Below are 17964 nucleotides of genomic sequence, written 5' to 3' on the forward strand. Positions count from 1 at the left end.
GTTGCGCGGCGACGAAGACCTTGGCACTCTGTCCGCTCTCCGAAGATGCTGGAGGTCGGGCTGGTGGGAGCGTTCATTCCCGGGCTGGAACTGAGCCGTCTGTACTACGCCGAGGCGGTCCGGCCCGTCCTCGACGCCGCGTTCCCGGGCCTGCCGCACAGCGCGGCGCTTCTCGGGCGTGGGTCCGAAGCCCTCGGATTCGACGACGAGATGTCGACCGACCACGACTGGCAGGCGCGGGTGCTGCTCTTCCTCGCGGAGGACGACGAGCAGGTCAGCGAGGTACTGCGACGCGAACTCCCGTCGACCTACCGCGGCCATCCGACCGACGTCAGCGTGCACACGATCCGCGCCTACGTCCGTGAGCACCTCGAATTCGACATCGCGGGCGAGATCGAAGTACCCGACTGGCTGACGTTCACCGAACAGAACTTGCTGGCGCTCACCGCGGGTGCTGTTCACCACGACGATCTCGGTCTCCAGACCGTTCGCGATCGGTTCGCGTACTACCCGCGCGACGTCTGGCTCTACCTGCTGGTGGCCGGCTGGTGGCGGGTCCATCCGGAGATGAACCTGGCCGGCCGGGCCGGCTCCGTCGGCGACGAACTCGGCTCGGCGCTGATCGGCTCGCGCCTCGTCACCGATCTGATGCAGCTGTGCTTCCTGATGGAGCGGCAGTACGCGCCGTACCCGAAGTGGTTCGGCACCGCGTTCTCCCGCCTGGCGTGCGGCCCGACCCTCACCCCGATCCTCTCGGACGTGGTGAAGGCCGACAGTTGGCAAACACGCGAGGCCGCCCTGCTGACCGCGTACGAAGAACTAGCAAAGATGCACAACGCGTTGCACCTGACTGACCCGGTCACCACCGAGATCGAACGAATGTGGGACCGCCCCTTCAAGGTCGCCTGGGCAGACTTCCCCGGCCTCCTGACACCCCAAATCCAGGACCCCACCGTCCAGCAGATTGCCACCCGGTGGCCCTTCGGCCCAATAGACCGCTTCCGAGACCTCCTCTGGCCCCGAAACACCCGCCCCCGCCTCCGACGCCTCTTCGACTAACAGCCAACCCGGTACTGCGCTCGCCTGGGGCCGCGCATGCGTGCCCGCGCGTACTGGCTTGTCAGCGTAGTTCCGCGACGCCAGCGGGGCCGTCCACCTGAGCCACGAGAGCGGGTTGAGGCGCTTGGCGGACCTCAACGTCGGCGCCCAGCGCAGCCAATGCGGTCTGAATCTCGCTTGGGCGGGGATGTTCCACCCACAGCGAGCGCAAAGTGAGGCCGGATGGCGCGTCGACCGCTGGGTGGCGGGTGTCTCCCCAGTCGATCAGGAACGGAATCACGCCGGCGACCTGAGCATTGGCGGTCAGCCGCCAGCGCAGAAGCCTGCCCGCTGGGTCCTTCCGGTGCCCGTCGATCACAGGGCCGGGGTCGAATCCGTGCGAGCGCGCGTACGCGCGTGCCGCCTCGATGTCTTCGACCGCAACGGCCCATCCGACCAGACCACCCTGGGTGATGCCCTCGACCCCGTACGACCGCGGCGCCGCCGGCTCCGGCTGGCCGGGGTCCGGGGCGACGACCTCCAAGTAGGTCCGCGACCCCAACCCCAGCAGCTTGTTGTGCGTACCCCGGCCCGGGTGACTACCACCCCCGCCGGCCTCGACCCCGAAGCGGCGACGGATCACGTCCACCGCGGTGTCGAGGTCAGGATGGGCATAGATGAGGTGATCGATCAGCATGCGCACTCCCCAGCCAGCAGCGCGAGTAGGACAAACCCAGCATCCTCGCCGGCGCACACGCTGTCATCGGCAGCTCTCTGAGGCATAGATAGACGGTTCACACCGGATGCGTCGTTAGCGAGCCGGGCCGATGCGTGACCCCGTGACATGCCTTGCAAGGCATATGCCTATGCGAGTATATTCGCGAGTGTGGACCCGTTGACTGCGATGGCCGAGCCCACTCGCCGCCAGCTGCTGGGCCTGATCGGCACCCGTGAGGCGACCGTCACCCAACTGGTGGTGGCAGCGGTGCCAGCCAGCCGACGGTGTCCAAGCACCTACGGGTGCTGCGCGAGGCCGGGCTTATCACCGCGCGTGTTGACGACCGCAGCGGTGGTACCGCGTCGAGGCGGAACCGCTGCGTGCTGTGGCCGACTGGTTGGCGCCATTCAGGCCGCTGTGGACCGAGCGCGTGGACGGCCTGCAGTCGTACCTCGACGCCCACCCCTACCCTCCCGAAGGAGACAGACCGTGAACGACGGCATCCTGATCCACACACCGACCGGCCGCGCCCTGACCTTCACCCGCGACCTCGACCACTCGGCCGACCGGGTGTGGGCGGCACTCGCCGACCCAGCCGAACGCGCGGTCTGGTTCTTCGCCGGCACCCTCGAGCTCGAGGCGGGCGGAACCGTCGACCTGCACGACTCCGAGCACGGCATCACAGGGACGGTGACCGCCATCGAACCCGCAAGACTGTTGGAATTCACCTGGACCAGCTTCGACGCGCCAACCAGCACGGCACGATTCGAGCTAGAGCACCGCCCGCCGGGTTGCCGGCTCACCTTCACCCACGAGATCGACGACACCTGCCGCCCGGAGAATCTGATGCCAGGGTGGCACTGCATTTTCGAGGATCTGTCCTACGTGCTCGGCGGCCGGCCGCTGCCGTCGAACCCAGGCCGCTTCAGGGCGCACCGCAACCGCTACCTGCAGGCGATCGGCCACTGACACACGAGTTGTGGTCAAGGCCGTCGAGGTAACTCGCCTCCTACGATCGGGCAGGGAGGCTGTCACACAGCGACGCCAGGGAACATCCTCAACTCGGCAGATCCGTGCGTTCGCCGGGTCCTTCAGGTGGTCGCCAGGCTTCTAGGCTGTTGCGGATCTCATTGCCGCGGACCAGGATGTTGCGGATCTGTTGGCGGATCACACTACGCAGAGCCGGGCGGACGTGACATAGCCCGACCGGCGATGGTCACCGATCGGCTGCGTGCTGGGGTTGGCTTCGGATCGCTAGGCGGATCTCCTTTCTTCGGGGGTTGCCTTCTCGCCAAGGCAGGTGGGGTGGAACGGCCAGGGTGACGGGCCAGGGGAAGGACTCACCGCCACCCTGACCGGCTCGGTTAGTCGCGCGGGTCCGACGAAACCGCCGAGCCCGCACATGTGGTCCGGTTCGGTGCCCAGCTCGACTACAAGGGCATCGTGGCCGACGACGACAACGGCAAGCGCTCCAAGGTCGGCAAGGCGATCGGCTACCTCACCAAGTACCTCGGCAAACCATCGCGGAAACCTACGGCGACGACCCCGAACAGCTCCACCCCGCCCAACTCGACCACATGATCCGCCTGCACGACCAGGTCAAGATCCTGCCCTGCTCGCACACCTGCGCCAACTGGCTGCTCTACGGGATCACCCCGAAAAGATGCCGACGGCAACACCGTCGCCGGTGCCTGCGACTCCAAAGCACACGACCGGCAGCACCTCGGCGTCGGTGGCCGGCGTGTGCTCGTCTCTCGCCAATGGACGGGCAAGACCGGTGACGAAGACGTACCGACGCACAAGGAAGTCATGGCCTACGCCATCACCAAACGCATCCGCTGGCGCACCGAGTACGAGCACGCCAAACAACGCGCCCGCGACGGCACCTCACCACCCGGCAACACCAATTCGGCAACTGACATCGCCGCGTCTGCGGCCTGAGCACGAGGGAACATCATGCAAGACATCAAGCTTCTGTACCGCGTTCCTGGGGTCGCCGAAGCACTTGGCGTCAGCAGGGCGAAGGTCTATCAGCTCATCCAGTCCGGCACGCTCAAGTCGGTCAAGATCGACAGCTCGCGGCTGATCCGTTCCACCGATCTCATGGAGTTCGTCGCCGATCTGGACCGGGCGCCTGATGGGCAAGCTCAAAGACGGCGTGATGAAGCGTGGCAACACATGGTCTTACGTCATTCGGGTGGTTGACCCTCCACAGACAAGCCGACATCACGAAACCCCGGGTCATGTGTGCTCTGACCTGGGGTTTCTTGGTGCCGCTGCGTGGAGCCGCCTGTCGGAATCGAACCGACGACCTTCTCATTACGAGTGAGACGCTCTGCCGACTGAGCTAAGGCGGCGTGGCCCGAGGGCCGATGCAAGAGTGTAGCGGGAGGGCGGGCTGATTCCGAATCGGATACCGCATCGGGCTCTGGAATCGGAGGCCGGAGCCGGGTTTCGAGCGCCGCGGCGGGTCAGGGGTGGAGGAGGCCGGTGGCTTGGAGGTGGGTGAAGATGAGGTGGTCGACGGGGGCGATGCGGGCTGTGTCGGTGGCTGAGAGCCAGACTATTTCCGCGATCTCGCTGGCGGGGGCGAGGGTGCCGGAGTACTGGGCTGTGTAGCAGGTCATACGGACGGTGACGCCGGGCGGGTGGCCGTGGGCCTGGGCCTCGAAGGTGCCGAGGTGTACTGCGGTCGCCGGGTCGAGTTGGACGGACAGTTCTTCGGAGATCTCACGGACCAGCGTCTCGACGTCGGACTCGCCGGGTTCGCGTTTGCCGCCGGGGAGGTAGTACGTGTCCTTGCCCTTGGATCTCGTGCTGAGCACACGGCCGTCGGCTCGTTCGATCCAGGCCACCTTGTCGATCATTCCGCCATCTTCGCACCGGGCGGAAAGGGCGGAACCGGTGGGCCGGCGGCGCGCGTCGTACCGGCGTACGCGGGCGGCGGAAATGCCGGGGAATAGAAGTTTCGAGAAATGCATTGACTTAGGGAACGTCGGCGGGTGAAACTAATGCCCGCAAGGACCAACAGACTAGGAGAGCACCGTGACCGGCAAGCAAGAGTTCGGGATGGCGTGGCGCGAAGAGCGCATCGCCGCGCCTGCTTGCCTGCGATCCGTGCACCTGTACGCCGATCTGCAGCAATTCGCGGCGAGCCTCGGCCCGGCGTACGGCGGTCCCTCTGACTGATCATCCAGATCAGAAGGAGCCGCCAGAGCCGGGAGAGCCCGGATCAGGCGGCTCTTTTGTTTTTCACCACCGAGTCGGTGCGCAATGGTTGCGAGCCGGATTCCAAACCCGTGTTCCGAGGGTTCGATTCCTTCCACCGATGCTTTTTGCTGTCCACGGACCGCAATTCGAAGAATTGACAACTGGATATGCCATTGCAATACCCGGCGCCCGGACAGTGGGCGCCGGGGGAACGAGCTGTGGGCCAGCGGCCAGGCCACCTCATTTGGGATGAGGGGAACGGGAGTTCGAATCTCCCCAGCTCGACCAGGCGCACGCAGGATGCTCTGCTACCGGCCGAGCGAGCGCCAAAACCAGGTCGGCGGCAGGCGGGTCAGGTGAGGATCTGGCCCCAGCCGCTGCCGGCCACGTTCGTGCCCTGCGCCGGAAATCCGCAGTCGATCCGGCGCAGGGCCGGCGAACGCCCGTGGCTCAACTGGAGAGAGTGCCTGTCTACGAAGCAGGAGGGTGCAGGTTCGAATCCTGCCGGGCGTACGCAGTACCCGCGGCTCTAGCCCAATTGGGAGAGGCGTCTGGCTTAGGACCAGAAGGTTCAGGGTTCGAGTCCCTGGAGCCGCACCGGAAAAGCCGACCCGGCAACTACCTGTCGGGCACACTGGAAGGAGAGGAGGTACCACGCATGAGCGGTGTCATCGTGCTCAACGCCTCATATGAGCAGCTACACGTCGTGTCGGTGCAGCACGCCATCCGGATGCTCGTCCGGGAGGTCGCTGTCGTCGAGGAGGCACATGACGGCGCCAGCATCGGTCCCTTCCCCTTCCCCCGCGTACTCCGCCTGGTCCGGTACGTCGTGACCAAGTGGCGCTACGCGTCCGGGCGGCTTCAGTACACGCGCGTCGGCGTACTGAAGCGTGACAAGTACCGCTGTGCGTACTGCGGTCAAACGGGCGCCACCACGATGGACCACGTCGTACCCCGGTCCCGTGGCGGGCGCGGCGAGTGGCTGAACGCCGTCGCCGCCCACGCGTCCTGCAACGAGAAGAAGGGCTGCCGCACGCCCGAGGAAGCCGGGATGCCACTGCTGTGGCAGCCGTGGATCCCCTCGCGTGCCGAGCTAGCACTCTGACGTCGTACCCACCGGTGCCGCGTCGGAGCGGTGCCAGGTGGGTGTCGGAATCCCACCCTCGGTTCTGACCCGAGGTCCCGCAGGTTCGAGTCCTGCCCTGGCAGCTGGGGTACTGCGTTCACAGCGCAGTACGCCGGTACTGCGGGCGCCCACCGCAGTTCGGGGATCGCGTCGGCACGCGAGTGACCCTTGCAAGGTCGCTTCACCGGGTTCGACACCCGGGATCTCCACGCACAGCCAGGCAGAGTAAGCCGAGTTTCGGCCTATCGGCAGCCGTCTCGAAAACGGTCTGTCCCTCAACGGGGTGTGGAGGTTCGAGACCTCCCTCTGCCGCCGACAAACGACAGGAGGAGTGGGGAGATGAACGTTCAGTACCCCGTCGAGCTGAGTGGGGCCAAGAGCTCCACTCTGATGTGGGCTCAGGAGCATGAGGTGGGAGCGCCGGCGCTACAGCAGCTGCGGAACATCGCGGCGCTGCCGTGGGTGTACGGCGTCCGGGTGATGCCGGATGTGCACCTGGGCAAGGGCGCGACCGTCGGTTCGGTGATCGCCATGTACCAGGCGGTGTCGCCGGCCGCGGTCGGCGTCGACATCGGGTGTGGCATGGAGGGCGTGCTCACGTCGCTGACGGCCTCGGACCTGCCGGACGACCTGGCGGGGATCCGGTCGCGGATCGAGGCCGCGGTACCGGTCGGTTTCCGGGCACACGAGTATCCGGTCAGTGTGCGGAAGCTCGGGCTGGATCGTGGGTGGGACCGGTTCTGGGGTTCGTTCACCAGCCTGCACGACGGCGTACAGGACCGTGAGAAGAAGGCGCACCAGCAGATGGGTTCGCTGGGTGGCGGCAACCACTTCATCGAGGTCTGCCTCGATGACGAGGACCGGGTCTGGCTGATGCTGCACTCCGGTTCGCGCAACATCGGCAAGGAGCTGGCGGAGCGGCACATGCGGATCGCCAAGGCGCTGCCGCACAACGCCGACCTACCGGATCGCGACCTCGCGGTCTTCCTGGCCGGTACGCCGGAAATGGACGCGTATCGCCAGGACCTCACCTGGGCGCAGGAGTACGCCTCGCGGAACCGCGCGGTCATGCTCGCCCTGGTGATGCAGGCGGTCCGGGAGTCGTTCGACCAGCCGATCACCTTCGAGAAGCCGATCTCGTGCCACCACAACTACGTGGCCGAGGAGACCATCGACGGCCTCGACCTGCTGGTCACCCGCAAGGGCGCGATCCGGGCGGGCGCCGGTGACCTCGGGCTGATCCCGGGATCGATGGGGACCGGCTCGTACGTCGTCCGCGGGCTCGGCTCGGAGCAGTCCTTCTACTCGGCCTCACACGGGGCAGGCCGGCGGATGAGCCGCAACGAGGCGAAGCGCCGCTACACGGTCGACGACCTGATCGCCCAGACCGCCGGGGTCGAGTCCCGCAAGGACGCCGGCGTCCTGGACGAACTGCCGGCGGCGTACAAGGACATCGACTCGGTCATCGCCGCCCAGTCCGACCTGGTCGAGGTAGTCGCCCACCTCAAGCAGGTCATCTGCGTCAAGGGTTGACGCACGTACGGCGTACTGCCGCGCTCAGGGGACGCGACAGTACGCCGGAAACCTGCCGCCGGAGTCGCCGGGGGCAATGGAGAGCCTGGCCGTCGTGGGGGCACGGCGGCCGGGCCGGGGTGAGGTCCGCCTGATGGCAGGGGCAGCGGTTTGCTACACCGTCGATCGGCCGCTGGCTGGTCCGCGAGTTCGAATCTCGCCCTCACCGCTGAAAGCGTAGTCAGATCCGGCTGAGGAGTTCTGCCTTCTTCTTCTCGAACTCTTCGTCTGTGAGCACGCCTGCGTTCCTGAGGTCGCCCAACTTGGCTAGTTGCTCGTAGACGTCCGGCTGGGCGTCGCTGGCTGGTGAAGTTGGTGGGTGCTCGGGAGCAGCCTCGGGCGGCGAATCCTGCGAGAGTCTGGCGCGTACGGCGTCCGTGATCGCTTTGCCGTCTGCCTTCTGGACGTTGAGAATCTCAGCCTTGTTGCCCGAGGCAAAGACAATGATCTTGCCGAGCAGCATCCCACTGGACCACTGCACGGAGCTGATCTTGCCCAGCGGAAAGTCTTCCGACGTTTTGGACATGACGCCGTCTTTGAGGAAGAACAGTCGCCGGTCGGTCAGGACGACGATACCGGTGCCAGCGCCGTAGGTGCCGCTGGTGATCATGTCTACGCGTTCACCCTCCCAAAGGTACTCAGGGAGTTTCTTGATTTCGCGCCTACTGCCAACCTTGGAGCTCATCTTGGACACGGCAGCCTGAATGTCCGCTCTCAGCTCATCGCCCATACCAGCCGAGCGTAGACCCAGATCCCTGCGGCAGCTACAGCCCAAGCATCGCCTGTCTGATCGAATGATCCACCGGGAACGATCCTCGGCGAACAGGCTGCACCTAACCTGATTCTACCGGTTAGTAGCCATAGGCAAGCCAGCTAGTGCTGGCGTCCTACGCGCTGGTGGGTTCGAAGCTGGCTAGCATTTCTTCCAGGGCGCGTTGGTCGGGGCCGATGAATGGGTCGGAGGTGGGGGCCGTGGCGAGCATGTCCAGGAACTCTGCGAGTTGGCCGGCAGCCGGTGGGAGGTGGGTGCTGAGGATGACATCCGGGTCCATGGCACGGATGGGTTCGGCGGTGCCTAGGAACTTCGTCTGGTCCACGTTGTGTACCCACGGGCTGTCCAGGGTTGCCCAGAGCAACTGACCGGCGCGGAGTGCGTCGCGCGGTACGTCTCTGACCTCGTTGCCGCCGGCAAGTTCGCTGGTCGGCATCGGGGCGCCGAAGCAGTCGGAGCTGAAGCAGACCTTCGATCGGTCGTCGTAGAAGCCGACGGTCGCGGGACTGTCGTACAGCGGCGGGCGGAAGCCGGTGAGTGTGCGGTCGCCGACGTCCAGTGACTGGCCGGGGTTGAGCAGGTAGACCCGGTCCAACGGCAACGGTCGCTGGGTCGAGAGGATGCCGGCGCCGACGTACGTCGTGATCACCCGCGCCTGTGGAGCGGCCTCGAGCAGGTCGAAGAGCCCGCCGGTGTGGTCGCGGTCCGGGTGCGTCAGCCAGATCCAGCGCACGTCGGCCGGATCGATGACGGATCCGAGCGTTTCCACGAAGTTCCGGTCCGGGAGGCTCAACCCGGTGTCGACGACCACCGGCTCGGTCGCCTTCAGGACATAGGCGTTGACCGCCAGAAAGCCGATTCCCGGCACCTCGAGCTGGTCGTTCAGAACAACTGCGTCGCGTCCGATCCGATGGATTTCCATGATTCTCCCCCTTCTTTCGGATGGTGTGCCTGCCTAGGGCAACGAGTCAAGCCCCGGGAGATCTCAACCACCGAACGTGTCCGGAGGCCTACGGTGCGCCGGATCGCACACAGCACCCAACAAGCCCCGTTGGTCTAGTGGGTAGGACGCCCGGTTCTCAGCCGGGAGGTCGCCGGTTCGAATCCGGTACGGGGTTACGCAGTCCAGAGGCGCAGTGGACGAATGGGAAGAGTCGCCGCGCTTTCACCGCGGGTCGTTTGCGGGTTCGAGTCCCGCCTGCGCTGCAAGACCATCGAGCAGGAGCGCCATCGTGGGAGAGGTGGGGCGGGTTGTAACCCCGTTGCTTTGCGCTGAGCAGGTTCGAATCCTGTCTCCTGCACTTCATCCACGTCAGCCAGTGAGAGGAGGACCGGCCATGGCCGATCTCAGAAACAAGCGGAAGAAGGTTCCTGGCGGTAGGACCGGTGCTCCGGTCCGGCAGGGGCATGCCCTGCGGCGGGTGCGGCTTGCCTGTGGGCAGGTGCAGCGGGATCGGATCGCTCGTGCGGGCGATCGCGTCTGGTGTGAAGGCGACTGCTCCGACTGGGTGCAGGTCGTCTCAGTCGAGGAGTAAGAACCCTTCCGGGTACGCCGAGCCGGCGGGCGTACCCGGAAAGCTCTCTGGTGACGGATGCACGCCCGGCCCTCCGAAGGCCGGGTCCCTGGTTCGACTCCAGGCAGGGAGACGGTCAGCCCAACAGAGTCAGGCCGGGCAGAGTCAGGCCGGGCCCGAGCTCAATCGGCATTGGGGAGGAGGACCTTCCCCGGGTTGAGGAGGTTGGTTGGGTCGAAGACTTGTTTGAGCTTTCGGTGGAGGTCGAGGCTGACGGGGCCGAGTTCTCGTTCGAGCCAGCGGGCTTTCAACGTTCCGATGCCGTGTTCGCCGGTGATGGTGCCGCCGAGGGCCAGGCCTAGTTCCATCACTGCGCCGAAGGCCTCCAGGGCGCGGGCTTCGGCGGCTGGGTCGTCGCGGTCGAAGACGACTGTCGGGTGCATGTTGCCGTCACCTACATGCCCAGGGCAACAGATCAGGACGTCGTACTTCGCGCCGATCTCGGCAACCCCGTCGAGCAACGCGACCAGCTTGCTGCGCGGTACTGCGACGTCGTCCACGAGCGTCACGCCCAGCGGCTCCAGCGCGGCGTTCACCAGACGCCGGGCCTCCAGCAGCATCCGGGACTCCTCCGCATCGGAGGCCACGGCCACCTCGGCAGCGCCGAACTCCGTGCAGATACGGGCGATCTCAGCCACGTCCTCAGCAGCCCGCGGACCGCGATCGGACTGCGCGATCAGCAGCGAGCCAACATCCGCGGGCAGTCCCATGTCGCGGTAGTTCTGGATCGCCCGAGCGGTCGGACCGTCGAGAAACTCCAGCAGCGAAGGCCGCAGTCCGGAGGCCATTACCGCGGCCGCAGCGGCGATCCCGGCTTCGATGGAAAGGAACGTCGCAGCCGCGGTCAGGGCGGCCTCAGGAGTAGGTCGCAGCGCGAGTGTCGCCTCGGTGACGATGCCCAGCGTGCCCTCCGAGCCGACCATCAACCGCGTCAGGTCGTACCCCGCGACGCCCTTCACCGACCGTCGCCCGGTCCGCACGACCTGACCGGACGCGAGCACCACTTCGAGCCCGCGCACGAAGTCAGCCGTCACGCCGTACTTCACGCAACACAACCCGCCCGCATTGGTGGCGATGTTCCCGCCGATCGTGGACATCTCCCACGACGACGGATCCGGCGGATAGAACAACCCTTGCTCCAGCACGGCCCGCGACAGGTCGGAGTTCACCACACCCGGCTGGACGACCGCGACCTGGTCCTCCGCCGAGATCTCGAGGATCCGGTTCAGCCGGGAGGTCGACAACAGCAGACACCCATCGATCGCGTTGGCGGCACCGGACAACCCGGTCCGCGCGCCCTGAGTCACCACCGGTACGCCGTACTCCCCTGCCGCGCGCACCACCTCCTGCACCTCGGCGGTGGACGACGGACGCACCAGCACGAGCGGTACTCCGGCCACGCAGAAGCTCGCGTGGTCATTGCGATGGCTGTCCAGTACGTCGGGATCGGTGACAACCGCCTTCTCCCCCAGCGAGGCACGCAACCGGTCGATCAGCAAAGCACTCATGAATCGTCCTGCTCAGCCAGCAGGCGCAGGATCAGCTCGGCCCGGCGGACCCGCTCACGCCCGAGCGCCTCGGCCGTCGCGGCCAGGTGTTCGCCGGCCGGATAGATGTTCGGCGCGTTCCGCAGCCCCATCTTCAGATAGACCGGCGCCGCCACCCGCACCACGTCCGGTACGTCGTAGAACCGCACGTGCCCGCCCTGATCATCCGGTACCTCGATGTACATGTCGATCGGGACACTCGTCACCGAACGGATCTCGGCCAGAACGCTGATCGGGAGATCGGTCGACACGTTCAGACTCGTTGCGCCGAGCCGCTCATAGAGCGCGGCAGTCGATGCATTGGGCAACGGCATCAGGACGGACGTCTTCAGCACCAGATCAGCAGGCAGCTCGCCTTCCTTCTTCAACAGCCCGAGCAACTCCAGTACGCCGAGGTCGCCGACCAGCAGACTGCGAACGCCGAGCTCCACCGCACGGTACGCATCACACAGCGACGCGGCAACCATGTCGTTACCGCGAGCAACTCCACCGACAGCCGCCGAAACCTTCGCCTGACCACCCGTGTCCCAAGCGCCGCGCGGACCGAGGAAGAGACAAACCTCGACGTCATGAGTGGCCCCGAGAGTGAGCATCTCGTCGATCTCGTCGTCGGTCAGCATCATCACGCCACTGCCCTGCGAGACCCGGTGAATCGTGACCCCGCGAGCCGTCGCCTCGTCGAGCACGGTCCGCATCACCGCGGGCCCCTCGCAACTCGGGATCTCCACCTTGTACTGCGCTCCGTCGCCGAACCGCCGCGTCGAGGTGAAGTCCTGGGCCGGTGTGACCAGGCCGCGATCGGCCAGCAGTGCGTGGGCTTCCCGCAGGTTCATCCTTCTCCCCAGCCAGTCAGCGATCCGGTCGCGTCGATCAGGTCCCGCGCGGTCCCGGTGATCTCCAGGTCGAACCGTTCGGCCACCTCGTCCAGCAGGGCGGGCGACACCAGCAGCTCGTTCGGCGACAACGTATCGGCGATCCGCGCCAGCCGCAGCTCACTCCAGTCCCGTCGCCCACTCATCGTCACCGCGGCCAGTACTGCGGCCGCGTCGTCCTCCAGCACCATCGGCAGCCGCGACCTCCGCGCTCCCCCGGCGCCCGAGGTCAGCGCGTTCACATAGCTGGTCTTCAGGTCGATCTGGTCAAGCATCGAGGCCGGGATCACGTCGGCAAGCCCGAGCCCAGACGCGTTGCCGTGCGACGCCGCCGACAACCGGTGCACGCTGATCGCCGCGATCGACGGCGACTCGAACTCGGGGATGCCGTGCACCCAGCACCGCCCGATCACGTTCGTGTCCATCCCGGTGCCCGACTTGTCCTTGCCCATCTCGTCCACCACGAGCACGTCGAGCGAGTCGAACGGCAACCGTGCCATCAGACTTCCGGCCAGTTGCAAGAGCGCGTGCTCCGCCGGACCGGCGATGCCGTCGGCAACCACCAGCTCGACCGATGCTGTTTGCTCGTAGGCGTTCTCGATGATCGCGAGTCCGCCGAGGATCTTGCCGGTGGCAACCACCAGGTGAGCCGCCGACTCGATCGCGGACCCGAGCGCCGGGATTCCGCCCGCATGCAGGGCGGCCGCGCCCTGATGGTTGCCCAGGCCGATCGCCAGGATCTTGCCCAGCCCACTCTCGACCGGACCGTGGAAGTCCGTGTGCGGCTTCACCCGATTGATCAGCAACACGCCATCCGCCGCGGCCGCCAGCGCGTCGTGGTGAACCGGAGTCCCGTCCTCCAATCGGCCCAGGACGACCGTTTCCATCGTCGCCTCGATCGGGCAGCCGACGGTCTCGGGCGTCACCCCGAGACCCGCCAGCATCTCGCGCTGCCCGTCCGCGGTCGCGCCGCCGTGCGAGCCCATCGCCGGTACGACGAACGGCTCGGCGCCGGCCGCACGCAACCAGTCGACCGCGGCCCGGACGACCGTCACCAAGTCGTGGATACCCCGGCTCCCCGCGGTCACCGCGATCCGGGCTCGCGGCCTGATCGACCCCGCCAACGGAGCCAGCGCGGCCTGCGCAGCGGAGTACGGGTCGGCTTCGGTGGGGACGTCGGGAAGTAGGCGGCGGACCGGCGTGAGCTGCGGGAGTACGCCGGCCGGCCGCAGGCCGCGGATCGCCTCGAACGGGCCCCAGGACATCAGTGGCTCTGGCGGGCTACGGCCGAGCCGGTGCGACCGACGAGGAAGTCGAGGTCGCACCCGAGGTTGGCCTGGGTGACGTGGTCGACGTACAGGCGGGCCCAGCCGCGATCGGTCGGTGCGGGTGGCGGCTGCCAGTCCGCGCGGCGCTTGGCCAACTCCTCCTCGGGGACGTCCAGGTGCAAGGTGCGCGCCGGGACGTCCAACTCGATCCAGTCGCCGGTCCGGACGAGTGCGAGTGGTCCGCCGACGGCCGCCTCGGGAGCGACGTGCAGGACCACGGTCCCGTACGCCGTACCGCTCATGCGGGCGTCCGAGATGCGAACCATGTCCTCGACGCCTTGCTCGGCGAGCTTGCGCGGGATCGTCATGTTGCCGACCTCGGGCATGCCCGGATAGCCGCGCGGGCCGGCGTTCTGGAGGACGAGCACGGTGTCGGCGTCGACCTCGAGATCCGGGTCGTCGACGGCCAGGTCGTACTCCTCGATGCTGCTGAAGACCAGTGCCTTACCGCGATGCTGCAACAATCTCTCGGACGCCGCGGATTGCTTGACCACGGCACCGTCTGGGGCGAGATTCCCTTTCAGTACTGCGGTTCCGGCGCCGCTGCCGAGCGGGTTGCCGACGGCACGGATCACGTCGGTGTCGACAGTTCGCTCGGTGTTGGCGACGTTCTCACCGATCGTCTTGCCGGTCACGGTGATCGCGTCGGCCTTCAGGAGCGGGAGGATCTCGCGCATCACCGCGGGCAGGCCGCCGGCGTAGTAGAAATCCTCCATCAGGTATTTGCCCGACGGCTGCAGGTCGACCAGCCACGGTACGCCGCGGGCCCACTCATCCATGTCGTCCAGCGTCAGGTCGACGCCAACCCGGCCGGCGATCGCGAGCAGGTGGATGACGGCGTTGGTGGAGCCGCCGATCGCGGCGTTCGCCCGTACTGCGTTCGCGAACGCGTCGCGGGTCAGGATGTCGCTCGGCTTGAGGTCTTCCTCGACCATCTGGACGATGCGCTGGCCGGCCTGCTGGGCGATGGCGTAGCGACGGGAGTCGACGGCGGGGATCGCGGCCGAGCCGGTCAGCTGGAGGCCGAGCGCTTCGGCCATGCAGGCCATCGTGGACGCCGTACCCATCGTCATGCAGTGGCCGTTGCTGCGGGACATGCCCGACTCGGCGGCGGCGTAGTCCTCCTGCGTCATCCGGCCGGCGTTGACGTCCTGGGTGAACCGCCAGACCGCAGTACCGGAGCCGATGTCGCAGCCGCGGAACTTGCCGTTCAGCATCGGGCCGCCGGTGACGACGAGCGTCGGGAGGTCGACACTCGCCGCACCCATGATCGATCCCGGAGTGGTCTTGTCGCAGCCGGTCAGCAGGATGGTGCCGTCGATCGGGTTGCCACGGAGGGACTCCTCGACGTCCATGCTGAGCAGGTTGCGGAAGAGCATTGCGGTCGGGCGCAGCATCGTCTCGCCGAGCGACATCACCGGGAACTCCAACGGGAACCCGCCGGCCTGCCAGACACCCCGCTTGACCGACTCGGCCAGGCGGCGCAGGTGCGCGTTGCACGGCGTCAACTCGGACCAGGTGTTGCAGATCCCGATCACGGGACGGCCGTCGAACACCTCGTCGGAGAACCCCTGAGCCCGCATCCACGACCGGTGGATGAACCCGTTCCGATCCTTCTCCCCGAACCAGTGGTCGAAACTCCGCCGACCTGTTTTACCGCCGGCGGTACTCGGTGGAGAATCTGCCGGGCGGCCGGTCTTCTCCGGCGTCGGCTCACCACCAGCGTCACCCGAAACTGCTGGGGTGGTCGGCGTGGGGTCGTCGGGGTCGGCTACTGCGGGGAAGTCGGGGTCGTTCGGTTTGTCGGTCATCGAGGAGCCTCCGCGGTGGTGTGGGCCGGCGGGGTGGTCATTGGGGGACGTCGGTGGTGGTGACGGTTCCGTTGATGCGGCGGGGGATGCCGGCTGGGTTGGCGTTGCGGAGTACCTCGGGGAGAACGGTGTCCGGGAGGTCTTGGTACGCGACCGGGCGCTGGAAGCGGCGGGCCGCGGTGACGCCGACGCTGGTGTGGATCGAGCCGACCGTCGACGGGAACGGGCCGCCGTGGTGCTGGGCCCAGGAGACGGCGACACCGGTCGGCCAGCCGTTCCACAGGACCCGGCCGGCGCGCTCGGTCAGCTTGGGGAGGAGCGTGCGGGCAAGCTCGGTGTCCACCGACTCCTCGCCGTGCAGCGTGGCCGTGAGGTTGCCCTCGAACGCCTCGACCGCCGCCGTCAGCTCCTCGATCGACGAGTACTCGACGACGATCGACACCGGGCCGAAGCACTCCTCCAGGATCTCCTCGCGACGCTCCAGCAACTCGGCGACCGTCGTACTGAGCAGCGTCGCGCCGCCGTCACTGATCACCCGCAGACCGTCGACCTTGCGGAGCCGGTCGAGGCCGGACGAGAAGCCCGACGCGATCCGGTCGTTCAGCATCGGCGCCTGGGCGACCTGACCGGTTGCCTCCGCCAACTTCTCCTCGAGCCCGTGTCCGGCCGGCAGGAAGAGCAGACCCGGCTTGGTGCAGAACTGGCCGACACCGAGCGTGAACGACCCGACATAACCGGTCGCGAGCTCATCGCCCCGCGCATGGACAGCCGCCTGGGTGACGAAGACCGGGTTGAGGCTGCCGAGCTCACCGTAGAACGGGATCGGCTCCGGGCGCGTCACCGCGATCTCGTGCAATGCCTTCCCGGCCGGTACCGACCCGGTGAACCCGGCCGCAGTGATCCGCGGGTCCTTCAACGCGGTCACGCCGACGTCGTAGCCCTGGATCAGGCCGAGCGTGCCAGCAGGCGCACCAGCGGCTCGCAGCGCCTCGATCATCACCTCAGCGGTCCGCACCGACAGCTCCGGGTGACCCGGGTGGGCCTTGACGACCACCGGGCAGCCCGCCGCGAGCGCGGACGCGGTGTCGCCGCCGCAGACACTGAACGCGAACGGGAAGTTGCTGGCAGCAAACACCAGCACCGGCCCGAGCGGGACTAGCACGCGACGGAGATCCGGCCGCGGTACCGGCTTGGCCTGCGGGTCCGCGGTGTCGATGATGATGTCGAGCAGCGACCCCTCGGCAAGCGCGTCGGCGAACAGCCGCAGCTGACCGCTGCTGCGGGCAACCTCTCCGCGCAACCGGGCCTCGGGCAACGACGACTCACGCATCGCGATCGGTACCAGCTCGTCGGCAGCGGCATCCAGCGCATCGGCCACCGCACGGATCCACCCGGCCCGTACTGCGGGCTCGGAGGCGGCGAGCGGCTTGGCGGCCTCCGCCGCGTCGCTGAGAGCCTGCTCGAGCTCGGCGGGAGTGGTATCGGGGGTCATCGGATCTCCTCCAGGTTCTGTGCTGCCAGGAAGGCGAAAGGTTCCCGGCCTACTGCCACCGTATTCGTCAGCGTTCCGACCTCGCTGATCGAGATCGCCACCTCGTCGCCGGCGCGTAACGCGAAGTCCAGTTCGGGCACGATCCCGGTGCCGGTCGCGAGCACGACACCGTCGGGGAAGTCGTTGCCCGCGAACAGCACGTCGATCAGGTCCTGCAACTCACGGATCAGCTGCTTGGTCGACGTCGTACCGGTGAACACGTCCGCACCGTCACGCCGGATCGTGAGGTCGATGGTGAGGTTCTTGGGGTCCGCGACCTCCCAGGCGGGGCGGATCCCGGTCGCCAGCGCGCAACCGCCGGCGAACACCTTGGCCTGCGGGATGTAGAGCGGGTTCTCGCCCTCGATCGAGCGGGAGCTGACGTCGTTGCAGATGGTGAAGCCGACGATCTCGCCGCGGCTGTTCGCGACGATGGCGAGCTCGGGTTCCGGTACGTCGTGGCCGGAGTCCTCGCGGATGCCGATCTGCTCGCCGTCGGTGACGAGCCGCCACGCGGGCGACTTGGGGAACAGCTCAGGACGCGGCGCGGAGTACACGCGGTCGTAGACGGACTGCTCGGTGCTCTCCTCCATCCGCGCGCCACGCGACCGCTCGTACGTGACGCCGGCGCACCACACCTCACCACGCCCGTCGAGCGGCGGCAGCAGGGTCACCTCAGCCACCGGTACGCCGTCCCCGCGTCGGGCGGTCGCCTTGCGTAACTCCTCCGCGCTCAGGCGCAGGAGCTCCGCCATGGTGGCGACCTCGCTGACCGGTGCCACCGTGTCACCGGTTCGGACACCGACCTGGGGTCGCTGTCCCGGGAGTAGGTACCGGACCAAGTGCATGTGGTTCCACCTTTCGA

The 17964-nt window shown here is 67.2% G+C and carries 19 protein-coding genes and 11 tRNA genes; 19 read left to right on the forward strand and 11 right to left on the reverse strand.

The window, feature by feature from the left end:
- Positions 1 to 45: 45 nt before the first annotated feature.
- Positions 46 to 1059, forward strand: coding sequence for a DUF4037 domain-containing protein (locus tag ACQPYM_RS39130; protein ID WP_433011466.1), 1014 nt, complete (start codon positions 46 to 48; stop codon positions 1057 to 1059).
- Between the two features lie 61 nt (positions 1060 to 1120).
- Here the strand turns inward: ACQPYM_RS39130 and ACQPYM_RS39135 are convergent, their stop codons facing one another.
- Entirely contained in the window at positions 1121 to 1735 is a 615-nt protein-coding gene (locus tag ACQPYM_RS39135; RefSeq protein WP_433011469.1) for a VOC family protein, read from the reverse strand.
- A 510-nt stretch (positions 1736 to 2245) separates the two neighbouring features.
- Here ACQPYM_RS39135 and ACQPYM_RS39140 point away from each other — a divergent pair.
- From ACQPYM_RS39140 to ACQPYM_RS39155, 4 genes are all read left to right on the forward strand, one after another.
- Positions 2246 to 2725: an SRPBCC domain-containing protein gene (locus ACQPYM_RS39140; protein WP_433011472.1), complete on the forward strand. Its 480-nt coding sequence runs from the start codon at positions 2246 to 2248 to the stop codon at positions 2723 to 2725.
- 435 nt (positions 2726 to 3160) lie between these two features.
- On the forward strand, positions 3161 to 3337 hold the full coding sequence (locus ACQPYM_RS39145) for a hypothetical protein (RefSeq protein WP_433011475.1): 177 nt from the start codon (positions 3161 to 3163) through the stop codon (positions 3335 to 3337).
- A 162-nt stretch (positions 3338 to 3499) separates the two neighbouring features.
- On the forward strand, positions 3500 to 3697 hold the full coding sequence (locus ACQPYM_RS39150; RefSeq protein WP_433011478.1) for a hypothetical protein: 198 nt from the start codon (positions 3500 to 3502) through the stop codon (positions 3695 to 3697).
- 15 nt (positions 3698 to 3712) lie between these two features.
- A complete protein-coding gene (locus tag ACQPYM_RS39155) occupies positions 3713 to 3961 on the forward strand; it encodes a helix-turn-helix domain-containing protein (RefSeq protein ID WP_433011481.1) in 249 nt (82 codons plus the stop codon).
- Between the two features lie 76 nt (positions 3962 to 4037).
- On the opposite strand, the gene ACQPYM_RS39160 is transcribed toward ACQPYM_RS39155, so the two are convergent.
- Positions 4038 to 4113, reverse strand: a tRNA-Thr gene (locus ACQPYM_RS39160).
- A gap of 114 nt (positions 4114 to 4227) precedes the next feature.
- Entirely contained in the window at positions 4228 to 4623 is a 396-nt protein-coding gene (locus tag ACQPYM_RS39165) for an NUDIX hydrolase (RefSeq protein WP_433011484.1), read from the reverse strand.
- Positions 4624 to 4801: 178 nt separating this feature from the next.
- Between ACQPYM_RS39165 and ACQPYM_RS39170 the strand changes: the two genes are divergently transcribed.
- The 10 genes from ACQPYM_RS39170 (at position 4802) to ACQPYM_RS39215 (ending at position 7833) form a co-directional block, all read left to right on the forward strand.
- Positions 4802 to 4945 carry a hypothetical protein gene (locus ACQPYM_RS39170; protein WP_433011487.1) on the forward strand — a complete coding sequence of 48 codons (144 nt, stop codon included), beginning with the start codon at positions 4802 to 4804 and terminating at the stop codon, positions 4943 to 4945.
- Between the two features lie 73 nt (positions 4946 to 5018).
- Positions 5019 to 5087 (forward strand) — tRNA-Trp (locus tag ACQPYM_RS39175).
- 91 nt (positions 5088 to 5178) lie between these two features.
- Positions 5179 to 5254 (forward strand) — tRNA-Pro (locus ACQPYM_RS39180).
- A 151-nt stretch (positions 5255 to 5405) separates the two neighbouring features.
- Positions 5406 to 5479: transfer RNA gene (locus ACQPYM_RS39185), tRNA-Arg, on the forward strand.
- A gap of 10 nt (positions 5480 to 5489) precedes the next feature.
- Positions 5490 to 5563: transfer RNA gene (locus ACQPYM_RS39190), tRNA-Leu, on the forward strand.
- Positions 5564 to 5624: 61 nt separating this feature from the next.
- Complete coding sequence (locus ACQPYM_RS39195) at positions 5625 to 6071, forward strand: HNH endonuclease (RefSeq protein ID WP_433011490.1); 447 nt, start codon at positions 5625 to 5627, stop codon at positions 6069 to 6071.
- Positions 6072 to 6102: 31 nt separating this feature from the next.
- Positions 6103 to 6175 (forward strand) — tRNA-Gln (locus ACQPYM_RS39200).
- 136 nt (positions 6176 to 6311) lie between these two features.
- Positions 6312 to 6404 (forward strand) — tRNA-Ser (locus tag ACQPYM_RS39205).
- Between the two features lie 27 nt (positions 6405 to 6431).
- Positions 6432 to 7625 (forward strand): RtcB family protein, encoded by a 1194-nt coding sequence (locus tag ACQPYM_RS39210; protein ID WP_433011493.1) that lies wholly within the window; start codon positions 6432 to 6434, stop codon positions 7623 to 7625.
- A gap of 118 nt (positions 7626 to 7743) precedes the next feature.
- A tRNA-Ser gene (locus tag ACQPYM_RS39215) sits at positions 7744 to 7833 on the forward strand.
- 12 nt (positions 7834 to 7845) lie between these two features.
- Here the strand turns inward: ACQPYM_RS39215 and ACQPYM_RS39220 are convergent.
- Together ACQPYM_RS39220 and ACQPYM_RS39225 are read right to left on the reverse strand one after the other, a co-directional pair.
- Entirely contained in the window at positions 7846 to 8394 is a 549-nt protein-coding gene (locus ACQPYM_RS39220) for a PH domain-containing protein (RefSeq protein WP_433011496.1), read from the reverse strand.
- A 157-nt stretch (positions 8395 to 8551) separates the two neighbouring features.
- On the reverse strand, positions 8552 to 9358 hold the full coding sequence (locus ACQPYM_RS39225) for an MBL fold metallo-hydrolase (protein WP_433011499.1): 807 nt from the start codon (positions 9356 to 9358) through the stop codon (positions 8552 to 8554).
- A 123-nt stretch (positions 9359 to 9481) separates the two neighbouring features.
- On the opposite strand from ACQPYM_RS39225, the gene ACQPYM_RS39230 reads away from it, so the two are divergent.
- From ACQPYM_RS39230 to ACQPYM_RS39245, 4 genes are all read left to right on the forward strand, one after another.
- Positions 9482 to 9554, forward strand: a tRNA-Glu gene (locus ACQPYM_RS39230).
- Positions 9555 to 9566: 12 nt separating this feature from the next.
- Positions 9567 to 9642, forward strand: a tRNA-Glu gene (locus tag ACQPYM_RS39235).
- Between the two features lie 12 nt (positions 9643 to 9654).
- Positions 9655 to 9737: transfer RNA gene (locus ACQPYM_RS39240), tRNA-Tyr, on the forward strand.
- Between the two features lie 36 nt (positions 9738 to 9773).
- On the forward strand, positions 9774 to 9971 hold the full coding sequence (locus ACQPYM_RS39245; protein ID WP_433011502.1) for a hypothetical protein: 198 nt from the start codon (positions 9774 to 9776) through the stop codon (positions 9969 to 9971).
- A gap of 161 nt (positions 9972 to 10132) precedes the next feature.
- Here ACQPYM_RS39245 and ACQPYM_RS39250 read toward each other — a convergent pair whose 3' ends face one another.
- The 6 genes from ACQPYM_RS39250 to ACQPYM_RS39275 are packed head-to-tail and all read right to left on the reverse strand — an operon-like array spanning position 10133 to position 17947.
- Positions 10133 to 11518 carry an FAD-binding oxidoreductase gene (locus tag ACQPYM_RS39250; protein WP_433011505.1) on the reverse strand — a complete coding sequence of 462 codons (1386 nt, stop codon included), beginning with the start codon at positions 11516 to 11518 and terminating at the stop codon, positions 10133 to 10135.
- The gene (locus tag ACQPYM_RS39255) at positions 11515 to 12390 is read right to left on the reverse strand and encodes a hypothetical protein (protein WP_433011508.1); all 876 of its coding nucleotides are present in this window, start codon (positions 12388 to 12390) and stop codon (positions 11515 to 11517) included. The genes ACQPYM_RS39250 and ACQPYM_RS39255 overlap by 4 nt, the downstream gene beginning before the upstream one ends.
- Positions 12387 to 13694, reverse strand: coding sequence for a DUF2088 domain-containing protein (locus ACQPYM_RS39260; RefSeq protein WP_433011511.1), 1308 nt, complete (start codon positions 13692 to 13694; stop codon positions 12387 to 12389). Before ACQPYM_RS39260 ends, ACQPYM_RS39255 begins: the two co-directional genes overlap by 4 nt.
- A complete protein-coding gene (locus tag ACQPYM_RS39265; RefSeq protein WP_433011514.1) occupies positions 13694 to 15568 on the reverse strand; it encodes an IlvD/Edd family dehydratase in 1875 nt (624 codons plus the stop codon). The genes ACQPYM_RS39260 and ACQPYM_RS39265 overlap by 1 nt, the downstream gene beginning before the upstream one ends.
- Before the next feature lie 37 nt (positions 15569 to 15605).
- Complete coding sequence (locus ACQPYM_RS39270) at positions 15606 to 17060, reverse strand: aldehyde dehydrogenase (NADP(+)) (RefSeq protein ID WP_433011517.1); 1455 nt, start codon at positions 17058 to 17060, stop codon at positions 15606 to 15608.
- Positions 17057 to 17947: a fumarylacetoacetate hydrolase family protein gene (locus ACQPYM_RS39275; RefSeq protein ID WP_433011520.1), complete on the reverse strand. Its 891-nt coding sequence runs from the start codon at positions 17945 to 17947 to the stop codon at positions 17057 to 17059. Before ACQPYM_RS39275 ends, ACQPYM_RS39270 begins: the two co-directional genes overlap by 4 nt.
- Positions 17948 to 17964: the final 17 nt, after the last annotated feature.

The sequence above is a fragment of the Kribbella sp. CA-294648 genome (assembly GCF_050943845.1).
GTDB lineage: Bacteria > Actinomycetota > Actinomycetes > Propionibacteriales > Kribbellaceae > Kribbella.